This is a genomic window from Streptomyces sp. NPDC085866, from assembly GCF_044541035.1.
In the GTDB taxonomy this organism is placed as follows: domain Bacteria; phylum Actinomycetota; class Actinomycetes; order Streptomycetales; family Streptomycetaceae; genus Streptomyces.
Genome location: NZ_JBITSQ010000008.1, coordinates 149,503 through 174,167 on the forward strand (window position 1 = coordinate 149,503; position 24,665 = coordinate 174,167).

General features: G+C 72.2%; 21 protein-coding genes and 1 pseudogene. 11 read left to right on the forward strand and 11 right to left on the reverse strand.

The annotated features are described in order from the left end of the window. Nucleotides 1-117: 117 nt before the first annotated feature. Nucleotides 118-1,377 (reverse strand): glycosyltransferase, encoded by a 1,260-nt coding sequence (locus ACIF83_RS21475; RefSeq protein ID WP_393466585.1) that lies wholly within the window; start codon nucleotides 1,375-1,377, stop codon nucleotides 118-120. Nucleotides 1,378-1,828: 451 nt separating this feature from the next. Here ACIF83_RS21475 and ACIF83_RS21480 point away from each other — a divergent pair, with 451 nt between their 5' ends. Together ACIF83_RS21480 and ACIF83_RS21485 are read left to right on the forward strand one after the other, a co-directional pair. Further along, nucleotides 1,829-3,610, forward strand: coding sequence for a DUF2334 domain-containing protein (locus ACIF83_RS21480; RefSeq protein WP_399729002.1), 1,782 nt, complete (start codon nucleotides 1,829-1,831; stop codon nucleotides 3,608-3,610). A 35-nt stretch (nucleotides 3,611-3,645) separates the two neighbouring features. Beyond that, nucleotides 3,646-4,674 (forward strand): glycoside hydrolase family 113, encoded by a 1,029-nt coding sequence (locus tag ACIF83_RS21485; protein WP_393466590.1) that lies wholly within the window; start codon nucleotides 3,646-3,648, stop codon nucleotides 4,672-4,674. A 67-nt stretch (nucleotides 4,675-4,741) separates the two neighbouring features. Here ACIF83_RS21485 and ACIF83_RS21490 read toward each other — a convergent pair. Together ACIF83_RS21490 and ACIF83_RS21495 are read right to left on the reverse strand one after the other, a co-directional pair. After that, nucleotides 4,742-5,275, reverse strand: a pseudogene (locus tag ACIF83_RS21490) (chitosanase); the annotation flags it as partial. Continuing rightward, complete coding sequence (locus ACIF83_RS21495; protein ID WP_399729005.1) at nucleotides 5,250-6,128, reverse strand: rhomboid family intramembrane serine protease; 879 nt, start codon at nucleotides 6,126-6,128, stop codon at nucleotides 5,250-5,252. The pseudogene ACIF83_RS21490 and the gene ACIF83_RS21495, both read right to left, overlap by 26 nt. 143 nt (nucleotides 6,129-6,271) lie before the next feature. Between ACIF83_RS21495 and ACIF83_RS21500 the strand changes: the two genes are divergently transcribed. Further along, nucleotides 6,272-6,997 carry a VWA domain-containing protein gene (locus ACIF83_RS21500; RefSeq protein WP_398138537.1) on the forward strand — a complete coding sequence of 242 codons (726 nt, stop codon included), beginning with the start codon at nucleotides 6,272-6,274 and terminating at the stop codon, nucleotides 6,995-6,997. A 26-nt stretch (nucleotides 6,998-7,023) separates the two neighbouring features. Here the strand turns inward: ACIF83_RS21500 and ACIF83_RS21505 are convergent, their stop codons facing one another. Together ACIF83_RS21505 and ACIF83_RS21510 are read right to left on the reverse strand one after the other, a co-directional pair. Next, a complete protein-coding gene (locus ACIF83_RS21505) occupies nucleotides 7,024-7,974 on the reverse strand; it encodes an acyl-CoA dehydrogenase family protein (RefSeq protein ID WP_393466598.1) in 951 nt (316 codons plus the stop codon). Then, nucleotides 7,974-9,113 (reverse strand): acyl-CoA dehydrogenase family protein, encoded by a 1,140-nt coding sequence (locus ACIF83_RS21510; RefSeq protein ID WP_399729434.1) that lies wholly within the window; start codon nucleotides 9,111-9,113, stop codon nucleotides 7,974-7,976. The genes ACIF83_RS21505 and ACIF83_RS21510 overlap by 1 nt, the downstream gene beginning before the upstream one ends. A gap of 53 nt (nucleotides 9,114-9,166) precedes the next feature. Here ACIF83_RS21510 and ACIF83_RS21515 point away from each other — a divergent pair, with 53 nt between their 5' ends. The 3 genes from ACIF83_RS21515 to ACIF83_RS21525 are packed head-to-tail and all read left to right on the forward strand — an operon-like array spanning nucleotide 9,167 to nucleotide 11,808. Then, entirely contained in the window at nucleotides 9,167-9,952 is a 786-nt protein-coding gene (locus ACIF83_RS21515) for an SDR family oxidoreductase (protein WP_399729009.1), read from the forward strand. Nucleotides 9,953-9,976: 24 nt separating this feature from the next. After that, entirely contained in the window at nucleotides 9,977-10,612 is a 636-nt protein-coding gene (locus tag ACIF83_RS21520; RefSeq protein WP_399729012.1) for a TetR/AcrR family transcriptional regulator, read from the forward strand. Between the two features lie 38 nt (nucleotides 10,613-10,650). After that, the gene (locus tag ACIF83_RS21525) at nucleotides 10,651-11,808 is read left to right on the forward strand and encodes an acetyl-CoA C-acetyltransferase (RefSeq protein WP_399729015.1); all 1,158 of its coding nucleotides are present in this window, start codon (nucleotides 10,651-10,653) and stop codon (nucleotides 11,806-11,808) included. A gap of 152 nt (nucleotides 11,809-11,960) precedes the next feature. Here the strand turns inward: ACIF83_RS21525 and ACIF83_RS21530 are convergent, their stop codons facing one another. From ACIF83_RS21530 to ACIF83_RS21545, 4 genes are read right to left on the reverse strand one after another with little or no spacing between them, the layout of a single operon-like run. Continuing rightward, nucleotides 11,961-13,019: an NAD(P)H-dependent flavin oxidoreductase gene (locus ACIF83_RS21530; RefSeq protein WP_399729018.1), complete on the reverse strand. Its 1,059-nt coding sequence runs from the start codon at nucleotides 13,017-13,019 to the stop codon at nucleotides 11,961-11,963. Beyond that, nucleotides 13,019-13,783 (reverse strand): CoA-transferase subunit beta, encoded by a 765-nt coding sequence (locus ACIF83_RS21535; RefSeq protein ID WP_399729021.1) that lies wholly within the window; start codon nucleotides 13,781-13,783, stop codon nucleotides 13,019-13,021. The genes ACIF83_RS21530 and ACIF83_RS21535 overlap by 1 nt, the downstream gene beginning before the upstream one ends. After that, nucleotides 13,780-14,631 (reverse strand): CoA transferase subunit A, encoded by an 852-nt coding sequence (locus ACIF83_RS21540; RefSeq protein ID WP_398138542.1) that lies wholly within the window; start codon nucleotides 14,629-14,631, stop codon nucleotides 13,780-13,782. The genes ACIF83_RS21535 and ACIF83_RS21540 overlap by 4 nt, the downstream gene beginning before the upstream one ends. Continuing rightward, a complete protein-coding gene (locus ACIF83_RS21545; RefSeq protein WP_393466617.1) occupies nucleotides 14,632-15,375 on the reverse strand; it encodes an enoyl-CoA hydratase family protein in 744 nt (247 codons plus the stop codon). Nucleotides 15,376-15,475: 100 nt separating this feature from the next. Between ACIF83_RS21545 and ACIF83_RS21550 the strand changes: the two genes are divergently transcribed. Then, nucleotides 15,476-16,261 carry an SDR family oxidoreductase gene (locus ACIF83_RS21550; RefSeq protein WP_399729025.1) on the forward strand — a complete coding sequence of 262 codons (786 nt, stop codon included), beginning with the start codon at nucleotides 15,476-15,478 and terminating at the stop codon, nucleotides 16,259-16,261. Continuing rightward, complete coding sequence (locus ACIF83_RS21555) at nucleotides 16,258-17,169, forward strand: SDR family oxidoreductase (RefSeq protein ID WP_398138544.1); 912 nt, start codon at nucleotides 16,258-16,260, stop codon at nucleotides 17,167-17,169. Before ACIF83_RS21550 ends, ACIF83_RS21555 begins: the two co-directional genes overlap by 4 nt. A gap of 150 nt (nucleotides 17,170-17,319) precedes the next feature. Here ACIF83_RS21555 and ACIF83_RS21560 read toward each other — a convergent pair whose 3' ends face one another. Both ACIF83_RS21560 and ACIF83_RS21565 read right to left on the reverse strand, forming a co-directional pair. Then, nucleotides 17,320-18,195 (reverse strand): hypothetical protein, encoded by an 876-nt coding sequence (locus tag ACIF83_RS21560; RefSeq protein WP_398138545.1) that lies wholly within the window; start codon nucleotides 18,193-18,195, stop codon nucleotides 17,320-17,322. A gap of 114 nt (nucleotides 18,196-18,309) precedes the next feature. Then, the gene (locus ACIF83_RS21565; protein WP_399729030.1) at nucleotides 18,310-20,067 is read right to left on the reverse strand and encodes a beta-galactosidase family protein; all 1,758 of its coding nucleotides are present in this window, start codon (nucleotides 20,065-20,067) and stop codon (nucleotides 18,310-18,312) included. 98 nt (nucleotides 20,068-20,165) lie between these two features. On the opposite strand from ACIF83_RS21565, the gene ACIF83_RS21570 reads away from it, so the two are divergent. The 3 genes from ACIF83_RS21570 to pepN all read left to right on the forward strand — a co-directional run bounded on the left by ACIF83_RS21570 (nucleotide 20,166) and on the right by pepN (nucleotide 24,026). Continuing rightward, entirely contained in the window at nucleotides 20,166-21,044 is an 879-nt protein-coding gene (locus tag ACIF83_RS21570) for a helix-turn-helix domain-containing protein (protein ID WP_399729033.1), read from the forward strand. A 56-nt stretch (nucleotides 21,045-21,100) separates the two neighbouring features. Beyond that, the gene (locus tag ACIF83_RS21575; RefSeq protein WP_393466632.1) at nucleotides 21,101-21,442 is read left to right on the forward strand and encodes a chorismate mutase; all 342 of its coding nucleotides are present in this window, start codon (nucleotides 21,101-21,103) and stop codon (nucleotides 21,440-21,442) included. Between the two features lie 103 nt (nucleotides 21,443-21,545). Further along, nucleotides 21,546-24,026 carry an aminopeptidase N gene (gene pepN / locus ACIF83_RS21580; protein WP_399729036.1) on the forward strand — a complete coding sequence of 827 codons (2,481 nt, stop codon included), beginning with the start codon at nucleotides 21,546-21,548 and terminating at the stop codon, nucleotides 24,024-24,026. Nucleotides 24,027-24,665 lie beyond the last annotated feature (639 nt).

The following is a 24,665-nucleotide window of genomic DNA, read 5'->3' on the forward strand; positions in this document are numbered from 1 at the left end:
TCGTCGCGGGACCGCGCAAGGGTGTGAGCGGTGCGGAGATGAGAGACGCGATGAGAGATGCGAGAAGAGACGAGAGACGCGCGCGGCGGGAAGGCCGCGGGAGAGGGCCGGTCGCCCTCAGGTGCGCGCGGTCTTCAGCCAGGTCTGCTTGCCGGTGAGCATCCGCCAGAACCCCCACCAGCCGGCGAAGAACCAGATGTAGCCGTAGAAGACGAAGACATGGGCGAGGAGCACACAGCGCACCAGCCCGAGCTCCCGCTCACGCTTGAAGTAGACGAAGCCGTACGTGTAGGCGGCCGTGAACGAGAGCACATAGGGCCCGAGCAGCCACATCGGTGACACGAGCGCGTGGCCCACCTGTACCGAGGCCATGACGGTGGCACCCAGGGCGACCAGGAAGGAGATCGGCAGCAGCGAGGTGAGCAGGATCAGGACCGGGCTCGACAGGTGGTAGAGCATGTCCAGCGCCGGCCGGGTCGGCACGTCCCTGAGGATGAGCGGGACGAGACCGGCGGACTGCAGATGACCCTGGAACCAGCGGGATCGCTGCCGGACCAGGCGCCGCAGGCTGAGCACGGCCTGCTGGGACACCGCGGCGGTGGTGCAGTGCATGTTGGTCCAGCCCTTGGCGATCAGCCGCACCCCGAGGTCGAGGTCCTCGGTGAGGCTGTCGCTCCACGGGCCGGCGCCGTCCAGCGTGTTGAGCGCCGACAGCCGCATGAACTGCCCGTTGCCGCCCATGCCCACGCTGCCGATGAAGCGCCGTGCGCTCTGGAACACGTCGCCGTACACGACGAACTCCATGTCCTGCATGCGGGCGAGCAGCCCCTGGCCCCGGTTGTACATACGGACGCAGACCTGAACCGCGCCCGTACGCGGGTCGTCGAAGTACGGGTCGACGGACTGCACGACGTGCGGGTCGAGCCGCCCGTCCGCGTCGACCACGCACAGCACGACGTCCGCCGGGTCGTGCCCGGCGAGCAGGCCGGACTCCCTGAGGTGCCGCACCCCGTCGTTGAGGGCGGCGCCCTTGCCCCGGCGTGCGTTCGGCGGAGTGCGCCGGTGCAGCCGGACCAGATTCGGGTCGGCGGCCAGCGCGATGTCACTGGTGCGATCGTCGGAGCCGTCGTCTATGACCAGAGCCATGAAATTCCTGGCGGGTAACGAAGTGATGCGCGCAAGGCTTTCCGCGAGAACTTTCTCCTCGTTCAGGCACGCCAGCAGGAATACGTAAAAACGTTCTCTCCGGTCTGTTCGAGAACGCCGAATTCTGCGTCGAGAGAGAAGGAAAAGACTGGTGTTGTAGCAGCCGGCCATCACGATCAGGGTGATGCTCGACCAGAGGAGCAGTTCAATGATCAAGGCTGCCCCCGGCATGGGCCCGCATCCGCCGTCCCTGACGTCGCAGGTGTATCCGGGCCAGCAGTATCAGGCACGCCGTCAGGCAGTAGATCAGGAATCCGGCCCCGGCTACCGCTTGCAGCGCCTTGGCCAAAGGTAGTCCGGGTATTGCTTCCGGTGCGGCCATCGCTCCTGCCAAGGGCAGCAGTGCCCCCAGGGCGGGTCGTCCGTACATTGTCCCCCCATATTCGGTGCGCGTCCCCAACGCGCGAGGCGAACTTAGCAGACCTTCCGGGACCGAGAAGGACATTTGACAGCCCTCGCGGTGGACAGAAGAATCTGTGTCTTCCTGACGCCAAATGCATTGTCAATCATTTGGCAAAGTGGGGGGAAGATCGTGAGACGAGTGATCCCGCCTCGGAAGCGGGTACACAGCCGAATTTCCGTTGTTCTACTACTCGTCGCCGCTCTGCTGAGCGGCACATTCATGGCCACCAACGCCCAGGCCGCCGGGGGGCAGCACCGCAGGGGCGAGGCCGCCGGCACCAGGTCCGGACTCAACCGGGTCGACCTCAAGGGCTGGGCGAAGACCCAGCTCGAGGCCGACCGGACGCGGCGCACCCGGCCGCACCCCAAAACCACCCCGACCACCCGCGCGGCCGCGGCCGCCGTCCCGGTCCGCACCGCGGCCAAGGCACCCACCGCGACTCGGCAGAAGGCGCTGTTCGCCCCTGCCGACGCGGCCGCGGACGCCGCCCCGACCGCACTCGTCCTCTACGACACGGCGGGCCCCTACGGGCAGCTGGGCGAGCTGTACGCGATGGCCACGGCCAACCTCGCCGGCCACTTCGGCACGGTGACGGCCAAGCCGGTCCAGCAGTACACCGCCGGAATGATCGACTCGTACTCGGCCGTGATCTACATCGGCTCGACGTACTACGGCGGTACCGTCCCGGACGCCGTCCCGGCCGCGTTCTACGCCGACGCGTCGGCGAGCACCAAGCCGGTGATCTGGATGGGCGCCAACATCTGGAACATGGCGGGGGCGGTGGGCGTGGCCCAGTTCACGCAGAAGTACGGCTGGGACCCGACGACGTCGTACTACGAGGACGGCGGCTCGATCGGCAACGTCACGCAGGTGACGTACCGCGGCCAGACGCTGACCCGCACCATTCCGGCCGGGCAGGACGGCGGCGTGCTGCGCCCCAACGTCCTGACGGGGCCCGGGTATCCGGCCGTCACCCGGCTCGCGGAGGGCCTGGACAGCTCGAACGGGCACGCCTTCGGCTGGGCGGTCCGCTCGTCCAACCTCACCTACATCGGTGAGATCCCGTTCGCCTACGTCTCCGAGACCGACCGCGTCATCGCCTTCGAGGACCTGCTCTTCGACGCCCTGGCCCCGGCCACCGCCGAGCGGCACCGGGCGACGGTGCGCCTGGAGGACATCAGCCCCGACTCGGATCCCGCCGAGCTGCGGTCGATGGCCGACTACCTGTACTCGCAGAACATCCCCTACGGCATCAACGTGATCCCCGTCTACACGGACCCCAACGGCACCTACAACAACGGCGTCCCGCAGACGATCACGCTCGCCCAGCGCCCGCAGGTGGTCAGTGCGCTGAAGTACATGCTGGCCAGGGGTGCGGTCCTGATGGACCACGGCTACACCCACCAGTACGGCAACGTCGCCAACCCCTACAACGGCGTCACCGGCGACGACTTCGAGTTCTACCGGGCGCACGTCGACTCCGCGAACAACGTCGTCCACGACGGCCCGGTCGCCGAGGACTCCAGCCTCTGGGCGCAGACCCGGGTCACCAGCGCGCTCGCCCAGTTCGCCCTGGCGGGCCTGCCGAGGCCGACGCTGTGGACCACCCCGCACTACGCGGGCTCCGCGGCCGACTACAAGGTCTTCGGCTCCAACTTCTCCGCGCGCCTGGAGCGTTCGCTCTACTTCGCCGGGACGCTGAGCGGGGCCCAGTCCGACCCGAACCGGTTCATCGGCCAGTTCTTCCCGTACGTCGTGAAGGACGTGTACGGCACCAAGGTGCTGCCCGAGAACATCGGCAACTACGAGCCGGAGGCGTACAACAACCACCCGGCGCGCCTGCCCGCCGACCTCATCGCCTCGGCGAAGGCCAACCTGGCGGTACGCGACGGAGTGGCGAGCTTCTTCTACCACCCGTACTACCCGGTGCAGCCGTTGAAGGACACGATCGACGGCATCAGGGCACTCGGCTACACCTTCGTCAGCCCGGCGGCGCTGTGACGGCGCCCGCCCCCAGGAGGAGGACCGTCGCCGTCATGGCGGCGGTCCTCCTCGCCGCCGGCGGCTGCGTGTCCAGCGGGCCGGGCCGCGGGTCCGGCCACGGCGGCAGCACACACGCCTCCCGCCCGGAGACCGGGACCACCACCCTGCGCGGCATCACCCTGCCCTCGTGGTACCGCACCGACTACGACAGCCCGGCCGCACCCCGCTATCTGCGCGGTATCAAGGCCACCGGGGCACGCTGGGTCACCTTCACCCCGACCTGGTACCAGAAGCGGGTCACCGACTCCGGCCCGCACACCACGGAGGAGACCGCAAGCGACGCGAGCCTGCGCAGGATCGTCCGGCGTGCCCACGCGGCCGGCCTCAACGTGATGATCAAACCGCACGTGGACCTGCCCGGCGACCAGGACCGCGCCGAGATCCGCCCCCGCGACCGGTCCGCCTGGTTCGCCGCCTACCGCCGCTTCATCACCCACTACGCGGACATCGCCGCCGACACCGGAGCCGAACAGCTCGCGGTCGGCACCGAACTCGCCGGGGTCTCCGGTGACACCGCCGCCTGGACGAAGGTGATCAAGGCGGTCCGCGCCCACTACGACGGCCCGCTGACCTACGCCGCCAACTACGACGAGTACCAGCACATCCACTTCTGGAAGGACCTCGACCTCATCGGCATCGACGCCTACTGGCCGCTCGCCGAGAAGCCCACCACCGATCCCGCCCTGCTGAACCGTGCCTGGGGCCCGATCCGGCAGAAGCTCGCCGCCTACTCGGCACGCCGGCACCGCCGGATCCTGTTCACCGAGGCCGGCTACGTCAGCCAGCGCGGCTCCACCACCGCCCCGTACTCCTGGACCGTCAGCACCCACCCGGCCGACGCCGAACAGGCCGCCGCCTACCGGGCACTCCTCGACTCCTTCGAGGGCCGCCCGTGGTGGGCCGGTGTCTGCTGGTGGATGTGGGACGACTGGCCGGACAGCGGCGAGACCCCGGCACGCCTGGCGTACACCCCGCACGGCAAACCCGCGGAGGAGGTGCTGCGCCGGAAGTGGGCCGGCTGACGTCCGTGACGCGCCACGGAATCCGGTACGGCTCCTTGTGCACCCGCCACTCCGGCGGAGTGTCCCGGCCGAGGTTGCCGTCGTGGAGGAACCGCCGCTGGGCCGTGTCGACGCGGGAGGTGCCGACGCCCGGCCTTTGCGTCCTCGTGGCCCGGCGGCGGACGTCGGGGAAGATGTCGAGGTATTTCTTCTCGCTGCCGCCCTCGGCGGGGGCGGCCTCCTTCAGGGCACGTTCGCGCAGGCCGGCGAAGCTGCCGGGGCCGGTGCCGGGACCGGGGCAGACCATCGCGTCGTAGTAGATGAGCCGGCCCGGCGCGCCGAGGCCGTCGGGCTCGGCTCGGCGGACGGCGGGTTCGAAGTAGCTGCGCCGGCTCCTTCTCGGCGGGCGCGGCCCGGCCCTGAGGGGCGTCGGCGATGGCCTCGGCGTCCTGGTCCTGCTCCGACCGGCCCCTCGGCCTCCCGGGAAGCCGTGGCGTGCCTGCCCTCCGCGAAGCCGGACGAGCCGGGGCCGGCGGCGTACACCGCCGCCGCGACGATCACCGGCACGGCCGCGAGCGGCGGGATTCCCGCTCGCCTCATACGGCCGCGCCTCCCGTGAGATCCGCGACCTTGACCCAGGCGAGGATCAGCAGCAGTGCCAGCAGGGCCACGCACGCGCCCGCCTGGATCAGGAGGCGACGGTTGCCCCGGGGCGCGTACGCGTAAGCCAGCGTCACCGCCCCGCCCGCCAGCAGGCCCCCGAGATGGCCCTGCCAGGAGGTCACCCACGCGGAGATCACCAGCCACAGCAGCAGACCGCCCATGTACTGGTTGACCGCGCGCATGTCGTAGCCGAGGCGACGGCCCATGACGTAGTACGCGGCGCCCAGCCCGAAGATGGCGCCGGAGGCGCCGACCGTGGGGGTCTCGGGGGCGAGCAGCAGCACCAGGACCGAGCCGCCGAGCGCCGACAGCAGGTACAGGGCGAGGTAGCGGACCCGGCCCAGCTGGGCCTCGACCACCCGGCCGACGTTCCACAGCGTCAGCATGTTCATCAGGATGTGCGCGATGCCGAACGTGCCCTCGGCGGGGGTCAGGTGCAGGAACGCTCCGGTCAGCAGCCGGTACCACTCGCCGTGGGCGACGCCCTCCGGGTAGTAGCCCGCCGGCACGGTGCCCAGCATGTCGAACCGGTCCTCGACCGAGGGCCGTGCCAGCTCGGCCAGATAGGCGAGCACGTTGAGCCCGATCAGCACGTACGTCACCAGCGGCACCGCGCTGATCCGGCCGCCGAACGCGGTGCGCGCCTGCCGGACCGAGCGTGCCCCCTCCTTCACGCACTCCACGCACTGATGACCGACCGCGGCCTCCCGCATGCAGGACGGGCAGATGAGACGGTCGCAGCGCGTGCAGCGGACGTGGGACTCCACCTTGGGGTGACGAAAGCAGGTGGTGACGGCGGACTCGGCGGTCACGGCCGGCTCCTCTGAGGAAAGTTCGGGACAGGGTGAGCCGGTGGGGACGGCGGCGAACAAAATAGCGAACTGATGTGACGGGAGCGACAGTCGGGGCCGCTGATCCCTTAGGCTCTGCTTCCTGCACAGCCAAGGGGGGAACCATGGCCGCGATCAGCTTGCGCAAGGTGGAGGAGACCGCGCCCGCGCTCGTCGAGCCGTACCGCTCGGCCGGCGTCTGCCTGCGCAAACACGGCCTGGACGGGCTGCGGGCGGCCGTGTACCTGGTGGTCGACTACTCGGGCTCGATGAAGCCGTACTACAAGGACGGCAGCGTGCAGGCGCTCGCCGACCGGGTGCTGGGTCTGTCCGCGCACCTGGACGACGACGGCCGGGTACCCGTGGTGTTCTTCTCCACGGAGGTCGACGCGGTCACCGACATCGCCCTCGACGGCCACGAGGGCCGCATCGAACGGATCGCGGCCGGGCTCGGGCACATGGGCAAGACCAGCTACCACCTGGCGATGGACGCCGTCATCGACCACTACATGGACAGCGGCGCCACCGACCCCGCGCTGGTCGTCTTCCAGACCGACGGCGGTCCGATCAACAAGCTCGCCGCGGAGCGCTACCTGTGCAAGGCGGCGAAGCTGCCGCTGTTCTGGCAGTTCGTCGGCTTCGGTGACCCGGGCAGCCGGCAGTTCGAGTTCCTGCGCAAACTGGACGAGCTGGCGGTCCCCGGCAAGCGGCCCGTGGACAACGCCGGCTTCTTCCACGCGGGCCAGGATCCCCGGAAGGTCTCCGACGCCGAGCTGTACGACCGTCTCGTCGCCGAGTTCCCCCAGTGGCTCGCGGCCGCACGCGCCGCGGGCATCGCGCGGCCTGCCTGAGCCGTGCACCGGCCGGCCCCGACCGCTCAGCCGGCGTCCTCGAGCACCGCGTCCCTGCACTCGTCGGGCGTGCCCCACGCGGTGCGCAGGGCGCGGGCCTTGGTCAGCCACAGGGACAGGTCGTACTCCGCCGTGTACCCGATCGCGCCGTGCAGCTGCAGTGCCGTGCGGGCGGTGGCGTAGGCCGCCTCGCAGGCCTTCAGCTTGGCGGCCGCGACGTCCGCGGGGCGCAGGGACACCGCCGCTCCGAAGAGCAGGGGCCGGGCGAACTCCAGGGCTGTCTTCGCGTCGGCGAGGCGGTGCTTGACGGCCTGGAACGAGCCGATGGGGACACCGAACTGTGTGCGCTGCCGGACGTGGGCGACCGTCCGGTCGAGCAGGGCGAGCCCCACGCCGAGGGCCTGGGCGGCGGTGGCCAGGCGCGCCCAGGTGAGGGCGTGGGTGTCCGGCGGGTCGGGGCACAGGAGTTCGCCGCCGGGGGCCAGCGGGGTCAGCCGGCGGGCGGCGTCGAGGGACGGACGGACCGGGCCGGAACCCGGGGACAGGTGCAGTCCCCCGGGGGCCCGGGCGAGGCGGAGGGTGGCGACGTCGCCGTCCAGGGCGTACCCGGTGGGCGCCGCCACGGTGGCGATGATCTCGCCCGCCGCGAGCCCGGGCAGGAACCGCTTCGCCGGGCCGTCCGCACCGAGCAGTACGGCCGCGGCGACCGTCTCCACCAGTGGCCCGGGCACCACGTGCCTGCCCAGCTCCACGAAGGCGACGGCCAGTTCCACCGGATGCGGCCCCAGCCCCCCGTACTCCTCCGGCACGGCGAGCCCGAACACCCCCGCCTCCGCGACACGACGCCACAGCGCACGGCCGCCCGCATGGTCGCCGCGGCTCCAGTCCCGGACCACCGCCGGGGTGTCCGCCGCCGTCAGCATGGCGTGCAACGAGTCGGCGAAGGCGCGCTGCTCGGTGTCGAGGAGGAAGCGCATCAGCGGCGTCCCTTCGGCAGGCCGAGCAGACGCTCGGCGACGATGTCGCGCTGGATCTCGTTGGTCCCCGCGTAGATGGGACCGGCAAGCGAGAAGACGTAGCCCTCCGCCCAGTCCGTCTCCGCCGACTCGCCCTCCTCGCCGAGGAGATCGAGCGCCGTCTCGTGCAGCGCCAGGTCGTACTCGGACCAGAACACCTTGTTCATGCTGGACTCCGGGCCGAGCGCGGCGCCCTCCAGGAAGCGGGCGGCGGCCGCGTAGGTGAACAGCTGGTAGGCGCGGGCGCCGATCAGGGCGTCCGCCACCCGGGCGCGCGCCTGCTCCGGGCGGCCCTGTGCCCTCCACAGCTCCAGCAGCCGGGCGGCGGAGGCGAGGAAGCGGCCGGGGGAGCGCAGGGTGAGGCCGCGTTCGTTGCCCGCCGTGGACATCGCGATCCGCCAGCCACGGCCGGGCTCGCCGATCACGTCCTCGTCCGGCACGAACACCTCGTCCAGGAACAGCTCCGCGAAGGCCGGTTTCCCGTCCAGGCGGCCGATCGGGCGGACGGTGACGCCGGGGGCCCGCAGGTCGAACATCAGATACGTGAGCCCCTGGTGCGGCTTCAGGGCCTCGGGGTCACTGCGGAACAGGCCGAAGGCCCGGTCGGCGAAGGCCGCCCGCGAGGACCAGGTCTTCTGGCCGCTCAGCAGCCAGCCGCCGTCCGTCCGTACCGCCCTGGAGGTGAGCGAGGCCAGGTCGGAGCCCGCCTCCGGCTCGGACCAGGCCTGCGCCCAGACCACCTCGGCTGAGGCCATCGGCGGCAACACACGCGCGCGTTGCTCCTCCGTGCCATGGTCGAACAGGGTCGGCGCGAGCAGGCTGATGCCGTTCTGGCCGACCCGGCCCGGCGCGCCCGCCGCCCAGTACTCCTCCTCGAAGATCAGCCAGCGCATCAGTCCCGCGCCCCGCCCGCCGTACTGCTCGGGCCAGGACACCACCGACCAGCCATCAGCGGCCAGTTCGGCCTCCCAGGCGCGGTGCGCCGCGAAGCCCTCCGCGGTCTCCAGGGAGGGGAGCGGGGTGCGGGGCACGTGTGCCGCCAGCCAGGCGCGGGCCTCGGCGCGGAACTCCTCGTCGGCCGGAGCGTGGGTCAGGTCCACGGTCGCGGTCACCGTCCTTCCCTAACAAGTGTTTGGTAGGTTAGCGTGGCCCTATGACAGGCGTCGAGAGTCCGGTGTACGAGCCCGGGCACGGACTGCTGAAGGGGCGCACCGCCGTCGTCACCGCGGCGGCCGGCGCGGGGATCGGCGGGGCCACCGCGCGCCGCTTCCTGGAGGAGGGCGCCCGGGTGCTGATCAGCGACGCGCACACGCGCCGCCTGAAGGAGCACGAGGCCCGCCTCGTCCGGGAGTTCCCGGGCGCGGTGGCCGCGGTGCCCTGCGACGTCACCGACGAGACCCAGGTGGGCGCGCTCTTCGAGGCGGCCGTACGGGAGCACGGAAAACTCGACATCGTGGTCAACAACGCGGGGCTGGGCGGCACCTCGGACCTCGTCGACATGACCGACGAGCAGTGGTCCCGCGTCCTCGACGTCACGCTGAACGGCACCTTCCGCTGCACCCGGGCAGCCCTGCGCGCCATGCGGGACACCGGCGGCGGGGTGATCGTCAACAACGCCTCCGTCGTCGGCTGGCGCGCCCAGGCCGGCCAGGCCCACTACGCCGCCGCCAAGGCCGGCGTGATGGCGCTGACCCGGTGCGCGGCGATCGAGGCGGCCGCCTACGGGGTGCGGGTCAACGCGGTGGCGCCCAGCCTCGCCATGCATCCCCACCTGGTGAAGGTCACCTCCGCCGAACTGCTCCGGGAACTGACCGCACGGGAGGCCTTCGGGCGGTACGCCGAGCCCTGGGAGGTGGCCAACGTGATCGTGTTCCTGGCCTCCGGCTACTCCTCGTACCTGACCGGCGAGGTCGTCGCCGTCAGCAGTCAGCATCCCTGACGAACGGCAGACCACAATGGGTTCGTGCCGACCAAGAAGAAGCCCCAGGTGACCGCCCCGAAGAAGCCCACGGCCGCCGCCGCCCGGGCGCGCCGCCACGAACTCCTCGGCACCGCCGCCGAGGTCTTCGCCGAGCAGGGCTACAACGCCACCACCGTCCGCACCATCGCCGACCACGCGGGGATGCTCGCGGGCAGCCTCTACTACCACTTCGACTCCAAGGAGTCGATGCTGGAGGAGATCCTGCGGACCTTCCTGGACGAGCTGTGGGACGGCTACGACACCGTCCTGGCCTCCGGGCTCGGGCCCCGCGAGACCCTGGAGGCCCTGGTCACCGAGTCCTTCCGGGAGATCGACCGGCACCGCGCCGCCGTCGCCATCTACCAGAAGGAGAGCAAGCAGCTCGTCGCGCAGGACCGCTTCGCCTTCCTCGCCGACTCGCAGCGCCGGTTCGAGAAGGCATGGCTGTCCACGCTGGAACGCGGAGTCGCCGAGCGCGTCTTCCGCGCCGACCTGGACGTCCGGCTCACCTACCGGTTCGTCCGGGACACGGTGTGGGTCGCCGCGTCCTGGTACCGGCCCGGCGGACAGCACAGCCCGGAGGAGATCGCCCGCCAGTACCTGTCGATGGTGCTGGACGGGATCGCCGTACGCGAATGACATCACGCTCAACACCCCTTTCCTGTGAGGGAGTCGCCATGGCCGAGGCCTACATAGTCGAAGCGGTCCGCACGCCCGTCGGGCGGCGTAGGGGAGGGCTCAGCGGGGTCCACCCGGCCGACCTGGGCGCCCATGTGCTGAAGGCGCTCGTGGAACGGGCCGGGATTGACCCGGCCGCCGTGGAGGACGTCGTCTTCGGCTGCCTGGACGCGGTCGGACCGCAGGCCGGGGACATCGCCCGCACCTGCTGGCTGGCCGCAGGGCTGCCCGAGGAGGTGCCGGGCGTCACCGTCGACCGGCAGTGCGGCTCCTCCCAGCAGGCCGTGCACTTCGCCGCGCAGGCCGTGCTCTCCGGCACCCAGGACCTGGTCGTCGCGGGCGGGGTGCAGAACATGTCCCAGATCCCCATCGCCTTCGCCTCCCGGCAGGCCGCCGACCCCCTCGGCCTGACCGACGGACCCTTCCTCGGCAGCACCGGCTGGCGCGCCCGCTACGGCGACCAGCCCGTCAACCAGTTCGCCGGCGCCGAGATGATCGCCGCCAAGTGGGGCATCAGCCGCGCGGACCAGGAGGAGTTCGCCCTGCGCTCGCACCGACGGGCGGTCCGGGCCATCGACACCGGCCGCTTCGAGCGCGAGAGCGTCCCCTACGGCGAGGTCACCGTCGACGAGGGCCCGCGCCGGGACACCTCCCTGGACAAGATGGCCACGCTCGAGCCCGTCCTCGACGGCGGCACCATTACCGCGGCCTGCTCCTCCCAGGTCTCCGACGGAGCCGCGGCCATGCTGCTCGCCTCCGAGCGGGCGGTAGGGGAACACGGGCTGCGCCCGCGGGCCCGCGTCCACCACCTCTCCGTGCGCGGCGAGGACCCCATCCGCATGCTCTCCGCGCCCATCCCGGCCACCGCCCACGCCCTGAAGAAGACCGGCCTGACCATCGAAGCCATCGACCTCGTGGAGATCAACGAGGCCTTCGCCCCCGTCGTGCTCGCCTGGCTCAAGGAGACCGGCGCCGACCCGGAGAAGGTCAACGTCAACGGCGGCGCCATCGCTCTCGGCCACCCGCTCGGCGCCACCGGCGTCCGGCTGATGACGACCCTGCTGCACGAACTGGAGCGCACCGGCGGCCGGTTCGGCCTCCAGACCATGTGCGAGGGCGGCGGGCAGGCCAATGTGACGATCATCGAACGCGTGTGAGCAGAGCGGCGAAGAGGCCGGCCACCCACCTCGGCGGACGGAGTCCGGCGCAGGCTCCCGAAGCCTGGGAGGCCCCCTGGGGCCGAGCAGAGCGAGGGGGCCGTCGGGGATGGCGCCCATGTGCGAGGGCGGCGGCCGGGCGAACGTGACGATCATCGAACGCCTCTGAGTCCCTCCAGCCCCGCCAGCACCTCCTCCGCCTCCTTCACGATCCGCTCCACCAGCTCCGCGCACGACGGCAGGTCGTCGATCACTCCGGCGACCTGCCCGGAGGCCATCACCCCGAGGTCCGTACGGCCGTCCACCATCGCCGACTTCAGCAGCATCGGCGTGTTCGCGGCCAGCAGCACCTGACTCCAGGACAACTCCTTGCCGTGCCTGAGGGCCAGGCCGTCTTGGACCAGCCGCCGCCAGGTGAGCCCCGACAGCCGCCGGAAGCCCGAGGCCCGTCGTACCGCGTGGGCGAGGGCCCGTATGCGGCCGGACCGCTCCAGCGCGTCGACCAGGTCCGTGCGCAGCATCCGGTGCGGCAGCCCGTCCACCGCCCGGGTGACCGTCACGTCCCGGACCGTCGCCGCCAGATACCGGGCCTTCACCGCGTCCGGCACCGTCGAGTCGGAGGTGAGCAGGAACCGCGTGCCCATGGCCACCCCGGCCGCTCCGTAGGCCAGCGCCGCGACCAGGCCCCGCCCGTCGAAGAAGCCGCCCGCCGCCACGACCGGTATCCGCACCGCGTCCACCACCTGCGGCAGCAGCACGGTCGTCGCCACCTCGCCGGTGTGCCCGCCGCCCTCGCCGCCCTGCACGATCACCGCGTCCGCACCCCACGCGGCCACCTTCTCGGCGTGCCGCCGCGCCCCGACGGACGGGACGACCACCACACCGGCCTTCTTGAGCCGGGTGATCAGCTCGGGGGAGGGGGCCAGGGCGAAGGAGGCCACCCGGACGTGCTCGTCCAGCATGATCTGCACCCGGTCGGCCGCATCGGCCGCGTCCGCCCGCAGGTTCACCCCGAACGGCGCCCGGGTCCGCGACCGGACCTCCCGTATCGCCGCCCGCAGCTGGTCGACGGTCATCGTCGCGGAGGCCAGGATGCCGAGTGCCCCCGCGTTCGCCGCCGCCGAGACCAGCCGGGGACCGGCCACCCAGCCCATCCCGGTCTGCACGATCGGATGCCGGACCCCGACCAGCCGGGTCAGCGCGGTCTCCATCACCCCTTCGCTCCCTCGGGCACCTCACGCGCGCGGGCCCCCGCCGGATCCAGGACCTCGCGGATCAGCCGCAGCTCCTCCTCGCCGGGGTCCCGGGTGTACGGCACCTCGTCGGGCACGGCGAGCGCGAAGCCCGTCGCCTTCCGCACCTGGTCCACGCTCACCCCTGGATGCAGCGAGGCCAGCCGCATGGAGTGGTCGGGAGTGGCGAAGTCGAAGACGCCGAGGTCGGAGACGACCCGGGGGATGCGGTGGAAGCGGGCCGTGCTCCCCAGCTCCGCCGCCCGGTCGTACCCCACCCCGCACACCATGTCCGCCCGCTCCACGAACACCCGCCCGGAGTGTCTCGGGATCCAGTAACTCGTCGGGTTGTTCAGCGTGTTCAGCGGGGCTCCGCGCACCCCGAGCAGCTGCCGCCGGGGCCTGGTCCAGTCGCCGATGCAGGAGATGTTCTGGTTGCCGTACCGGTCGATCTGGCTCGCGCCCATCATCACGTGCCGGCGTCCGCCGGCCACCAGCGCCAGATGCTGCCGGTAGGGCAGCCAGCCCTCGGTCGTGCCGTCCGGGCGGACCAGCAGCGCCTCCCCGTCGGTGAGCAGCAGGTCGGGCGCGAAGGTGAGCCGGGCCAGCCGCGCGCCCAGCGACGGGATCAGGCCCATCGGACTGGCCAGGATCTCCCCGCCGTCCCGCCAGGCCTCGGCGCAGGCGATCACGCAGTACTCGGCCCGCGTGGGCGGGGGAAGAGGGGTGCGGGTGACCTTCATCCTTCCCGCTCCTTCCGCCACTCCCGCACCGCCGACCGGTACGCCTCCTCGTCCCCGGACAGGAACCGCTCGGCGAACTCCGGCCACGGCGTGGACGCGTACTCCCGCTGGTACTCCTCGTCCCGGCCGTAGTCCGGCGCGCAGGAGGTGAAGTGTGCGCCGTTCGGTGCCTCGACCACACCCGTCACGGCGAGCCGCTTGAGAAGCAGCGACTGCGGGGCCGCCTCCTTCGTCAACTCGGCCGTGTCGACGATCCGTTCGCAGGAGACGTAGGCCTCGTCCGCCGCCTCGCAGAACAGGTCGTCGAAGTACGGGTCCGGGCCCAGGTACTGCCCGTTGCCCAGCCGGTCGGCGCGGTTGACGTGCACCAGGGCCGCGTCCATCCGCAGGGCCGGCATGGCCACGAACGTCTCCCCGTCCGCGTAGGGCGAAGTGACCGTCCTCAGATGCGGGTTGACCCGCATGACGTCCGAGCCGAGGCCCGCCCGCACCGGCAGGAAGGGCAGCCGGTGGGCGGCCGCGTGCAGCCCCCACATGAACATCCCCTCGTCGACCTCCGTCAGCTCGAAGTCCCCGCGCTCTCGGGCCGCCCGGTAGTGCGGTTCGAGCGGGATGGAGTCGAGCGTGACGAAGGCGGTGACCAGTGTGCGGATCCGGCCGGCCGCGGCCAGCATGCCGATGTCCGGGCCGCCGTACGAGATGACCGTGAGGTCCCCGATCCCGGCTCTCAGCAGGGCCCTGACCAACGCCATCGGTTTGCGCCGTGAACCCCAGCCGCCGATGCCCAGGGTCATCCCGCTGGACAGCCGGGAGACCACCTCGTCGGCGGTCATCGTCTTGTCGCCCACCTACGCACCCTCCTTCCCGAACGTGTCACGGACCCGGTCGGCCAGTCCGCTGAGGTTGGCCTCGAACGTGAAGCCCTGTTCGAAGCGGTAACTGCGGCGCACGTCGACGGGATCGATCCCGTTGATGGCGGCCTTGGCCATGCGCAGCAGCCGTCCGTCCTTGGCGGCGATCTCGCGGGCCAGCTCCAGCGCAGCCGCCCGCAGCTGCGCCCGGGGCACCACCCGCCACACCGAGCCGTGCGCGTGCAGCTCGGCGGCGCTCGCCGTGCGCGAGGTGTAGTAGAGCGCGCGCATCAGGTGCTGCGGGACCAGCCGGGCCAGATGTGTGGCGGCACCCAGCGCGCCCCGGTCCAGCTCCGGCAGCCCGAAGGAGGCGTCGTCGCTCGCCACGATCGCGTCCGCGTTCCCCGCCAGGCCTATCCCGCCGCCCAGACAGAACCCGTGCACCGCCGCTATCACGGGTGTCTCGCACTCGTACACCGCCGCGAAGGCCTCCGCGCAGCCCTGGTTGGCACCGATCAGCGCCTCCTGGCCCGCCGCCTGTATCTCCTTGATGTCCACGCCCGCGTTGAAACCGCGCCCCTCGGCGGCCAGCACCACGCACCGCACCTCCGGGTCACGGCCCGCCGCGCGCACGGCCTCGGCCAGGGCGAACCAGCCGCGCACCGGCAGCGCGTTCACCGGCGGGAAGTCGACGGTGACTACGGAAATCCCCTTTTCCGGGACCGACATGGAGACACCCATGGACGCATCAGCTACCTTCGCACTCAACGCCTTTCCACCAAACATTTGTTAGGTGTGAGGCTTCGAAGCTAGCAGTCGGCGAAGACGAGCGGGAGAGCCTGTGGAAAACTCCGCGGCAGGGCCTGTGGACAACTCGCTGCGCGGCAGGACCGTCGTCGTCACCGGCGGCACCCGGGGCGTCGGGGCGGGCATCGCGCGGGCCTTCGCCCAGGCCGGCGCCCAGGTACTGGCCTGCGCCCGGCGTCCCCCCGAACAGCCCCTCGACGGAGTGGAGTTCGCACCCCTCGACCTGCGCGACCCGCCCGCCGTCCGCGCCTTCTTCGCCGCGCTGCCCCGGCTCGACGTCCTCGTCAACAACGCGGGCGGCACCTCGTACCGGCGGCTGGCCGACGCGGACGCCGAGCGGCATGCCCGGGTCATCGAGCTGAACCTCGTCACCCCGCTGACCGCCTCCCTCGCCGCCTACGACCGGCTCCGGCGCACCCGAGGTTCGGTCGTCATGGTCGGCAGCGTGAGCGGCGGCCGGCCCTCGCCCGGCTCGGCGGCCTACGGTGCGGCCAAGGCGGGCCTGGCGAACCTGGCCGCGTCGATGGCCGTGGAATGGGCGCCGGAGGTCCGCGTCAACACGCTGGTCGTCGGCATGGTCCGCACCGAACTGTCCCATCTGCACTACGGCGGTCCGGACGGCCTCGCCGCGGTCTGCCGCACCGTCCCGCTCGGCCGGCTGGCCACCCCCTCGGACGTCGGCGCGGCCGCCGTCTTCCTCGCCTCCGACGCGGCCGCCTACATCAGCGGGGCGAGTCTGCTGGTGCACGGCGGCGGGGAGCGGCCCGCCTTCCTGGACGCCGCGACCGCCGACAAGAAGGCCCAAGGAGGCCTGGCATGACCGGAATCTGCGCAGGACGAGTCGTCGTCGTCACCGGGGCCGGACGGGGGCTGGGCCGCGCCCACGCCCTCGCCTTCGCCGCCGAGGGCGCCCGGGTCGTCGTCAACGACCTGGGCGTCGGGCCGGACGGAGTGCCCGGACCGGACAGCCCGGCGGCGGCCGTCGTCGCCGAGATCCGGGAGGCGGGCGGCGAGGCGATCACGCACGGCGGCGACATCGCGACCGGCGAGGGCGCCGCCTCCCTGATCCGGACCGCCCTCGACACGTACGGCCGTCTCGACACCCTCGTCAACAACGCCGGTTTCCTGCGCGACCGCATGCTCGTCAACCTCGACGAGGACGACTGGGACGCCGTGATCCGCGTCCACCTCAAGGGTCACTTCCTCCCCCTCAAACACGCCGCCGCGCACTGGCGGGCCGAGGCCAAGGCAGGCCGCACGCCGGTCGCCCGGATCGTCAACACCAGCAGTGGGGCGGGCCTGCTGGGTTCGGTCGGGCAGGGGAACTACAGCGCCGCCAAGGCCGGGATCATCGGCCTGACCCTCGTCGCGGCGGCCGAACTCGCCCGCTACGGCGTCCAGGTCAACGCCATCGCCCCGGCGGCCCGCACCCGCATGACGGAGCGCACCTTCGCCGCGACCATGGCGGCTCCGGCCGCCGGCTTCGACGCCATGGCCCCCGAGAACGTCTCCCCGCTGGTCGTCTGGCTCGGCTCCGCCGCGTGCGCCGGGGTGAGCGGCCGGGTGTTCGAGGCGGAGGGCGGCCGGATCACGGTCATGGAGGGCTGGCGCCCCGGGCCCGGCATGAACAAGGGGGCGCGCTGGACTCCGGCCGAGGCGGGGGAGGCGGCGCTGAAGCTGTTGGCGGAGGCGGAGCCGCCGGGGGCGGTGTACGGGGCCCAGGGGTAGGGGCCGCCGAGTACTCGGAGCCGAATGGGCCCGCCAGGGGGCTCCGCCCCCTGGATCCCCGCCTGTGCCCACCCGTCACCCGACTCGGCGGTCGAGAAGGACAGGTCCGACCGGGGGCTGGGGACGGAGCCCCAGCGAGGTTCCGCAGACCTAGGTGTCGCACTCCAGAACCGTCTTGCACAATCCGCACCGCGCCCGTACCCGCCCCCGGACCGGCACTCTGATGCGCTGGTGGCAGGTGGGGCAGGGGAAGGAGACGTGGAGGTGGCCGGCGGGGTCGGGGCTGAAGGTGTACGGCGCTCCGGGCGGGACGCCGTGGCGCCGGTCGTGGGCGTAGCGGCGGCGGCCCGCCCAGCCGGCCCCCGTCAGCGGTGGCTGCTGCTCGTCCCGTCGGGCCCGCTCCACGCCCTTGACGTAGGCCGTGTAGGCCTGCGGGCTGGTGAACCACACGGAGGGGTCCTCGCCGAAGAGCCGGGCCCGTTTGGCGAGGACGTAACCGAACTCCTCGGGGGTGAGATAGCCGAGCTTCTGGGAGGAGGCGCCGTCCTCGCGGTAGGCGTCCAGCAGCAGCCACCCCGCGCCCAGGTAGGTCGTCGCCGTGTCCGTGAGGATCTCGTTCTCCGCCGTGGTGGGGAAGGCGAGGTCGAGACGGTGCAGGTAGACGTGGGTCACCTCGTGGGCGAGGGCCGCGCCGATGTCCCTGCGGTGGGTGCGGAAGCGGTCGTTCAGCTCGACGAAGTACTCGGGGCCCGCCGCCAGTTCGACGTTGGCCGCGTGGCTCATCTCCCGGAAACCGACGATCAGCCGGGCATCGGGCAGCCGGAAGTGCCGCACGATCTCGCGGGCCACGCGCTGCGCACCCAGATGCAGGTCGTCCGCGTCGCTGAAGGCCACGTCGGCCGGGGCCACACTGGCCGAGAAGGTCTGCACGGTGTCGTACGACAGCCGCTTGTACAGCGCGGTGATCGCGGCCCGCACCGTCTCCAGATGCGGGTAGCCGTGCTCGACCGGTCCGCCGTTCGCCACGTCCGACCCCCTAAGACGCCCAGAACTGCCATCCACTCTAGGCGGGTGCGAGCGGATTTCGCCGGTGGGCGGCCTGACCGCCCTCGAAGGAGCCACGGCCGCCGGACCAGGCGCTCAGACCGGCAGCAGCCTCGGTGCGCACGGACCCGGCCCCGCCTCCTGCAGCTCCAGCACCCACACCTCGTTCTCGCCCTCCCGCAGCACCGGCCCGGGGACGTACAGGGACCGCTGTGGTCCCACGGACCAGTAGCGGCCCAGGCCGAAACCGTTGACCCAGACGAACCCCCGAGTCCAGCCGGGCAGTTCGAGCCGGGCGTCCCCGGCCCCGCGGACCGTGAAGGCACCTCGGTACAGCCCCGGGGCGCCGTCCCCGGACACCGCGCCGAAGGGCACCGCCTCCAGGCCGGCGTCGAAGGCGTCCAGATCGAGCCCGCGCGCGCGTACCCCGTGCAGATACTGCCGCTCGTGCAGGACACCCCCGGTGATGCCCTTCGCCTCGCCGGAGCGCGGCCCGTAGTTCACCCTCCCCAGGGACTCCACCCACAGCTCCACGCGCGCGGGGCCCGCGACGGGCTCCTTCAGCCGGGCCTCCTCCTCGGTGAGCACCCCGGCCCGCTCGCCGTCGACGTACACCACCGCGAGATCCCTGAGCCCGCGCACCGTCAGCGGGTACGGCTGCCGCGGTCCCGGCACGCTCACCTCGTAGCGCACCAGGCCGCGGGCGACGCCCAGCTCCTCGAAGGACGGCGGTACGGGGGTGACGGTCTCCTCGCCGCCGAGCGCCTCCAGCACGTCACCCATGGGTGCCCACCCGGTGAGCGCCACCTCCGTCGGAGAAACCAACCGAGCGGGCGGGGGCGGAAGTTCGGGCAGCGGGTCGGGGTGGTACTCGGCCAGCACCTCGCGGAAGCGCCAGAACTTCTCCGTGGCCCGCCCGTACTCGTCGACGGGTGCGTCGTAGTCGTACGAGGTCACGTCCGGCTCCAGCGGGCCCTCGTGCAGATCGCCGCCGCCCCGGTTGGCGCCCGCCCAGCCCCCGAAACTCGTGCCGCCGTGCGCCATGTACAGGTTCACCGAGGCGCCGCACTCCAGGATCTCCCGCAGGGCCTCGGCGGCCTCCCCGGGCTCCCGTACGACGTGTTCGCCGCCCCAGTGGTCGAACCAGCCGCACCAGAACTCCATGCACAGCAGCGGGCCCACGGTGCGGTGGCGGCGCAGCGTCTCGAAGGCCGCGCGCGCGTGGGAGCCGAAGTTCACCGTGGCGAGCACACCGGGCAGCGAGCCGCCGGTGAGCATGTGGTCCTCGGGGCCGTCCGAGGTGAACAGCGGCACCGTGACGCCCTTGACCCGCAGCAGCTCCGCGAGCTGTTCCAGGTAGTCCGCGTCCGAGCCGTAGCTGCCGTACTCGTTCTCGACCTGCACCATGATCACCGGGCCGCCCCGGTCGGTCTGCCGGGGCACGATCTCGTGCAGCAGGTGGTGGAACCAGTTCCGCACGTGGAACAGGAAGCGCTCGTCACGGGTACGCGTGTGTGTGCCCGGCTCGCCCGTCACCCAGTGGGGCAGCCCGCCGTTCTCCCACTCGGCGCAGATGTACGGACCCGGCCGCACGATCGCCCACAGGCCGGCCTCGCGGACGGCGTCCAGGAACCGGCCGACCGCCCGCACGTCCCGGAAGCGGCCCGGGCCCGGCTGGTGCAGGTTCCACGGGACGTACGTCTCCACGCAGTTGAGGCCCATCGCCCGCAGCATCTCCAGCCGGTGCCGCCAGTGCGCCTCGTGCACCCTGAAGTAGTGCAGCGCCCCGGACAGCAGCCGTACCGGCCGGCCGTCCAGCAGGAAGTCGGATTCCCCCACCGTGAACTCGCTCATGCACCCAAGCCTCGGCCCTGGCGGTGATCGACGCCATGGACGAAGATCGGCGCTGCTTGGACAAAAGTCCGCCGTCGCCGACGCCGGGAGGAGCGCCGATGTACCAGACCTGGATGCGGTTCTTCAGCCCCGGCCCCGCCCACCACCGCCTCGGCCTGGTCTGCCTCGGCGTCGGCCTCCAGCACGGCACGCTGCCCACGGTCGGCCCCCGCACCCTCGACCACCACGTGGCCGTCGTGGTCAGCACGGGCGGCGGCTGGTACCAGGGCGCCGACGGCCGCCGCACCGCCGTCACCGCGCCCGCGCTGCTCTGGCTCACTCCCGGAGTGCCGCACCACTACGGGCCCGACCCGGACACCGGCTGGGACGAGGGCTTCGTCGACTTCGCCGGGCCCGCCACCTCGACCTACACCGAACTCGGCTACATCGAGCCCGAGCGGCCCGTCGTCCCGCTCTCGGACGCCACCGGCCCCCGCGCGGTCGTCGCCCGCATCGCCCGCGCTGCCCGCCGCGGCAACCCCCTGCTGGAGGTCGAGACCGGCGCCGCCGTCCACGAACTCCTCGTCGCCCTGCGCCGCGCCCGCGCCGACCTCGCCCCCGACGGCGACCAGGTGCTGCAGGCCCTGGCCCGGGACGCCTGCCGGCCGATGAGCGTCGCCGACCACGCCGCCCGGCACGGCATGACCCCCGCCGAACTGCGCCATGCCGTACGCCGCGCCGCCGGATGCAGCCCCAAGGACTACCTCCTCGGCATCCGCCTGGGCCGCGCCAAGGAACTCCTCGCCGCCACCGAGCTGCCCGTCGCCGCCGTCGCCCGCCGTGTCGGCTACGACGACCCCGCCTACTTCTCGCGCCTGTTCTCCCGCCGGGTCGGCCTCGCCCCCGTCCGCTTCCGCGCCCAGCAGGGCCGCAGCGTTCCCGGCGGCTGGAGCGACCGGATCCCGGATCCGGACGATCCTCCGACGGTCGGCGGCTGATCGCATGCTGATCAGCCGGTGAACGGGAGGTGCCCCGCCCCTTAGGGTTGACGCCCATGACCATCAGGAACACCGGTAGCGGTGACGTCGACCCCGCGGTCCGCCAGGAACTGGAGCGGCTGCGCCAGAGCATCGACAACATCGACGCGGCCGTCGTCCACATGCTCGCCGAGCGCTTCAAGTGCACCCAGCAGGTCGGCCGGCTCAAGGCGGTGCACCAGCTGCCGCCCGCCGACCCGGCCCGCGAGGCCCGGCAGATCGAGCGGCTGCGCAGCCTCGCCGAGAACGCCAAGCTCGACCCGGCGTTCGCGGAGAAGTTCCTGAACTTCATCATCGCCGAGGTGATCCGGCACCACGAGTCCATCGCCGAGGACACCGCGAACGGGCAGCCCGCCTGATCACCGCCACCGGGCACACCGGGCAGGGGGTGCGGGACCGGACATATGTCGTGTAACGATCCACCCCTGTGCGCTGTCGGCGGCATCAGGCAGCATGGCGTGCATGTCCGTCATCACGCGCGACGAAGCGCAGCTCCGAGCACAGTTCCTCGACGTCCACCGCTACTCGATCGAGCTCGACCTCACCACGGGGGACGAGACCTTCGACTCCCGCACCGTGATCAGGTTCAGCGCGCGGACCGACGGGGACACGTTCGTCGAGCTGAAGCCCGCCGAGCTGCGCGCCGTCACGCTGGACGGACAACCCCTCGACCCGGAGTCCTTCCAGGACGAACGGCTGCCGCTGAAGAACCTCACCGCCGGCGAGCACGAGCTGCGGGTCGACGCGGTCATGCGCTACTCCCGCACCGGCGAGGGCATGCACCGCTTCACCGACCCCACCGACGGCGAGACGTACGTCTACACCCAGCTGTTCCTGGACGACGTCCAGGGAGTCTTCGCCGCCTTCGACCAGCCCGACCTGAAGGCCGTCTTCGAGCTCACCGTCACCGCGCCCGACGGCTGGAACGTCCTCGCCAACGGCATCACCGAGCACCTCGGCGAGGGCCGCTGGCGGGCCGCCCCGACCCCGCCGATCTCCACCTACCTCGTCGCCGTCGCCGCCGGCCCGTGGCACTCCGTGCGCACCGAGCACCGCGGCCTGCCCTTCGGCATCCACTGCCGCCGCTCCCTCGCGCCCCACCTCGAGGCCGACGCCGAGGAGATCTTCGAGGTCACGCGCGCGTGCTTCGACCGCTACCACGAGAAGTTCGAGGAGCCCTACCCCTTCGACTCCTACGACCAGGCGTTCGTCCCCGAGTTCAACGCCGGCGCCATGGAGAACCCCGGACTGGTCACCTTCCGCGACGAGTTCGTCTTCCGCTCGGCCGTCACCGACACCGAGCGGCAGACCCGCGCCATGGTCATCGCCCACGAGATGGCCCACATGTGGTTCGGCGACCTCGTGACCCTCAAGTGGTGGGACGACATCTGGCTGAACGAGTCCTTCGCCGAGTACATGGGCTACCAGACCACCGCCGAGGCCACCCGCTTCACCGACACCTGGACCGACTTCGGGGTCGCCCGCAAGGCCTGGGGCTACGACGCCGACCAGCGCCCCTCCACCCACCCGGTCGCGCCCGAGGCGGTCGACGACACCGCCGCCGCCCTGCTCAACTTCGACGGCATCTCCTACGCCAAGGGCGCCTCCGCGCTGCGCCAGCTGGTGGCCTGGCTCGGTGAGAAGGACTTCCTCGCCGGCATCAACATCCACTTCAAGCGGCACCGGTTCGCCAACGCCACCCTCGCCGACTTCATCGACTCCCTCGCCGCGGCCACCGAGCGCGACGTGCACGCCTGGGCCGACGCCTGGCTGCGCACCACCGGTGTCGACACGCTCACCCCGGCGATCGAGTCCGTCGACGGCACCTGCGCCCTGACCGTCGACCACGCGGGCAGCCGCCCGCACCGCGTCACCGTCGGCCTCTACGACCGTGACCTCGGCGACGAGGGCCGTCTCACCCTGCGCGAGCGCATCGGCCTCGACGTCCCGCAGACCGCCCCGCAGCCCATCGGCAAGCGCCCCGCGCTGCTCCTGCTCAACGACGGTGACCTGACCTACGCCAAGGTCCGTTTCGACGCCGACTCCTTCGAGGTGGTCCGCACGGACCTGTCGGGGCTGCCCGACCCGCTCACCCGCGCGGTGGTGTGGAACGCCCTTCGGGACGCCGTCCGCGACGGCGAACTCCCGGCCCAGGCCTACTTGGAGACGGCCCGCGCCCACCTCCCGCTGGAGACCGACCTGGCCCTCGTCCAGGGTGTCCTAGCGTTCGCCTCCACCCACGTCGCCGACCGCTTCCTGCGCCCCGAGGACCGCCCGGCCGCCCTCGCCACCCTCAGCTCCCTCTGCCGCGACCTGCTGCGCCGCACCGAGGACGGCGACAACCCCGGCCTGCGCCTGGTCGCCGCACGGCACTTCATCGACGTCGCCGCCCACCCCGACACCATCGCCGCCTGGCTCGCCGACGGCACGGTGCCCGGCGGGCCGGAACTCGACCCCGAGCTGCGCTGGCGCATCCTCGTCCGGCTCGCCGTGCTCGGCGCGACCGACGAGGCCGCGATCGCCGCCGAGCTGGAGCGCGACCCGTCCGCCACCGGCCGGGAGGGCGCCGCCACCTGCCGCGCCGCCCTGCCCGACCCCGAGGCCAAGCGCGCGGCCTGGGAGGCGATGTTCGTCACGGACGACCTCTCCAACTACCTGTTCACGGCCACCGCACGGGGCTTCTGGCAGCCCGAACAGGCCGACCTCGTACGCGAGTACGTGCCGCGCTACTTCGAGGACGCGGTCGCCCTCGCCGCCCGCCGCGGCCCCGCCATCGCCGTCGCCGCCGGCCGCTGGGCCTTCCCGCACCACGCCGTCGACGCGGAGACTCTCGCCCTCGGCGAGGCCTGCCTGCACGAGGCCGACCCGGTCGTCGCCCTCCGCCGCAAGCTGGTCGACGAACTGGACGACCTGGCCCGGGCGTTGCGGGTACGGGGCGAGTAGGCCCGGGAGCACACCCCACGGCCGGGTTCCCGCCCACACGTCGGACCGGCCCGGGAGCACACCCCACGGCCGGTCCCGACGCTCACACGTCGGACCGGCCGCCCGGTCGGTTCGGCCACGTGCCGGAACCGGCCGCACGCCGTACCAGCCCCGCGCCGCTTCGGCCGCGCGGGGGGATCGGCCGCGCATCGCAACGGCCGGCAGCAGGGCGGCACGCCGGACCAGGACCGGCGCTCGGCCGAGGCCACGGCCCCGTGCCCACGGCGCGGCAGGAGCAGGCCACCGCCTCCGCGTGCGGCTCGGGACGGACCCGTACGGCGTCCACCAGGCCTGCGACCACGCCGTCCCGCTCCAGCACCAGGAGCACCTCGTCGTCGGGGCTCGCGCCCTCCGGCAGTGAGTGCAACAGGCGCTACGCGTCCCCCGGCCCCGACGGCAGTCCCGTCGCCGCCACGAACCGGTCCTCGCACCCCGCGAACAGCCTCGGCAGTGGCACGCGTCCGCCGGACCGGGCTCACGCGCCACCACCCGCTCAGCGGGCACGTCGGCCATCCACGCGTCAACCGCCGGAACGACGTCAGCCGCAGGTCACCACACTCCAACGCGTTTTCCCCGTACGGCAGTACCCACTTTCGGGTT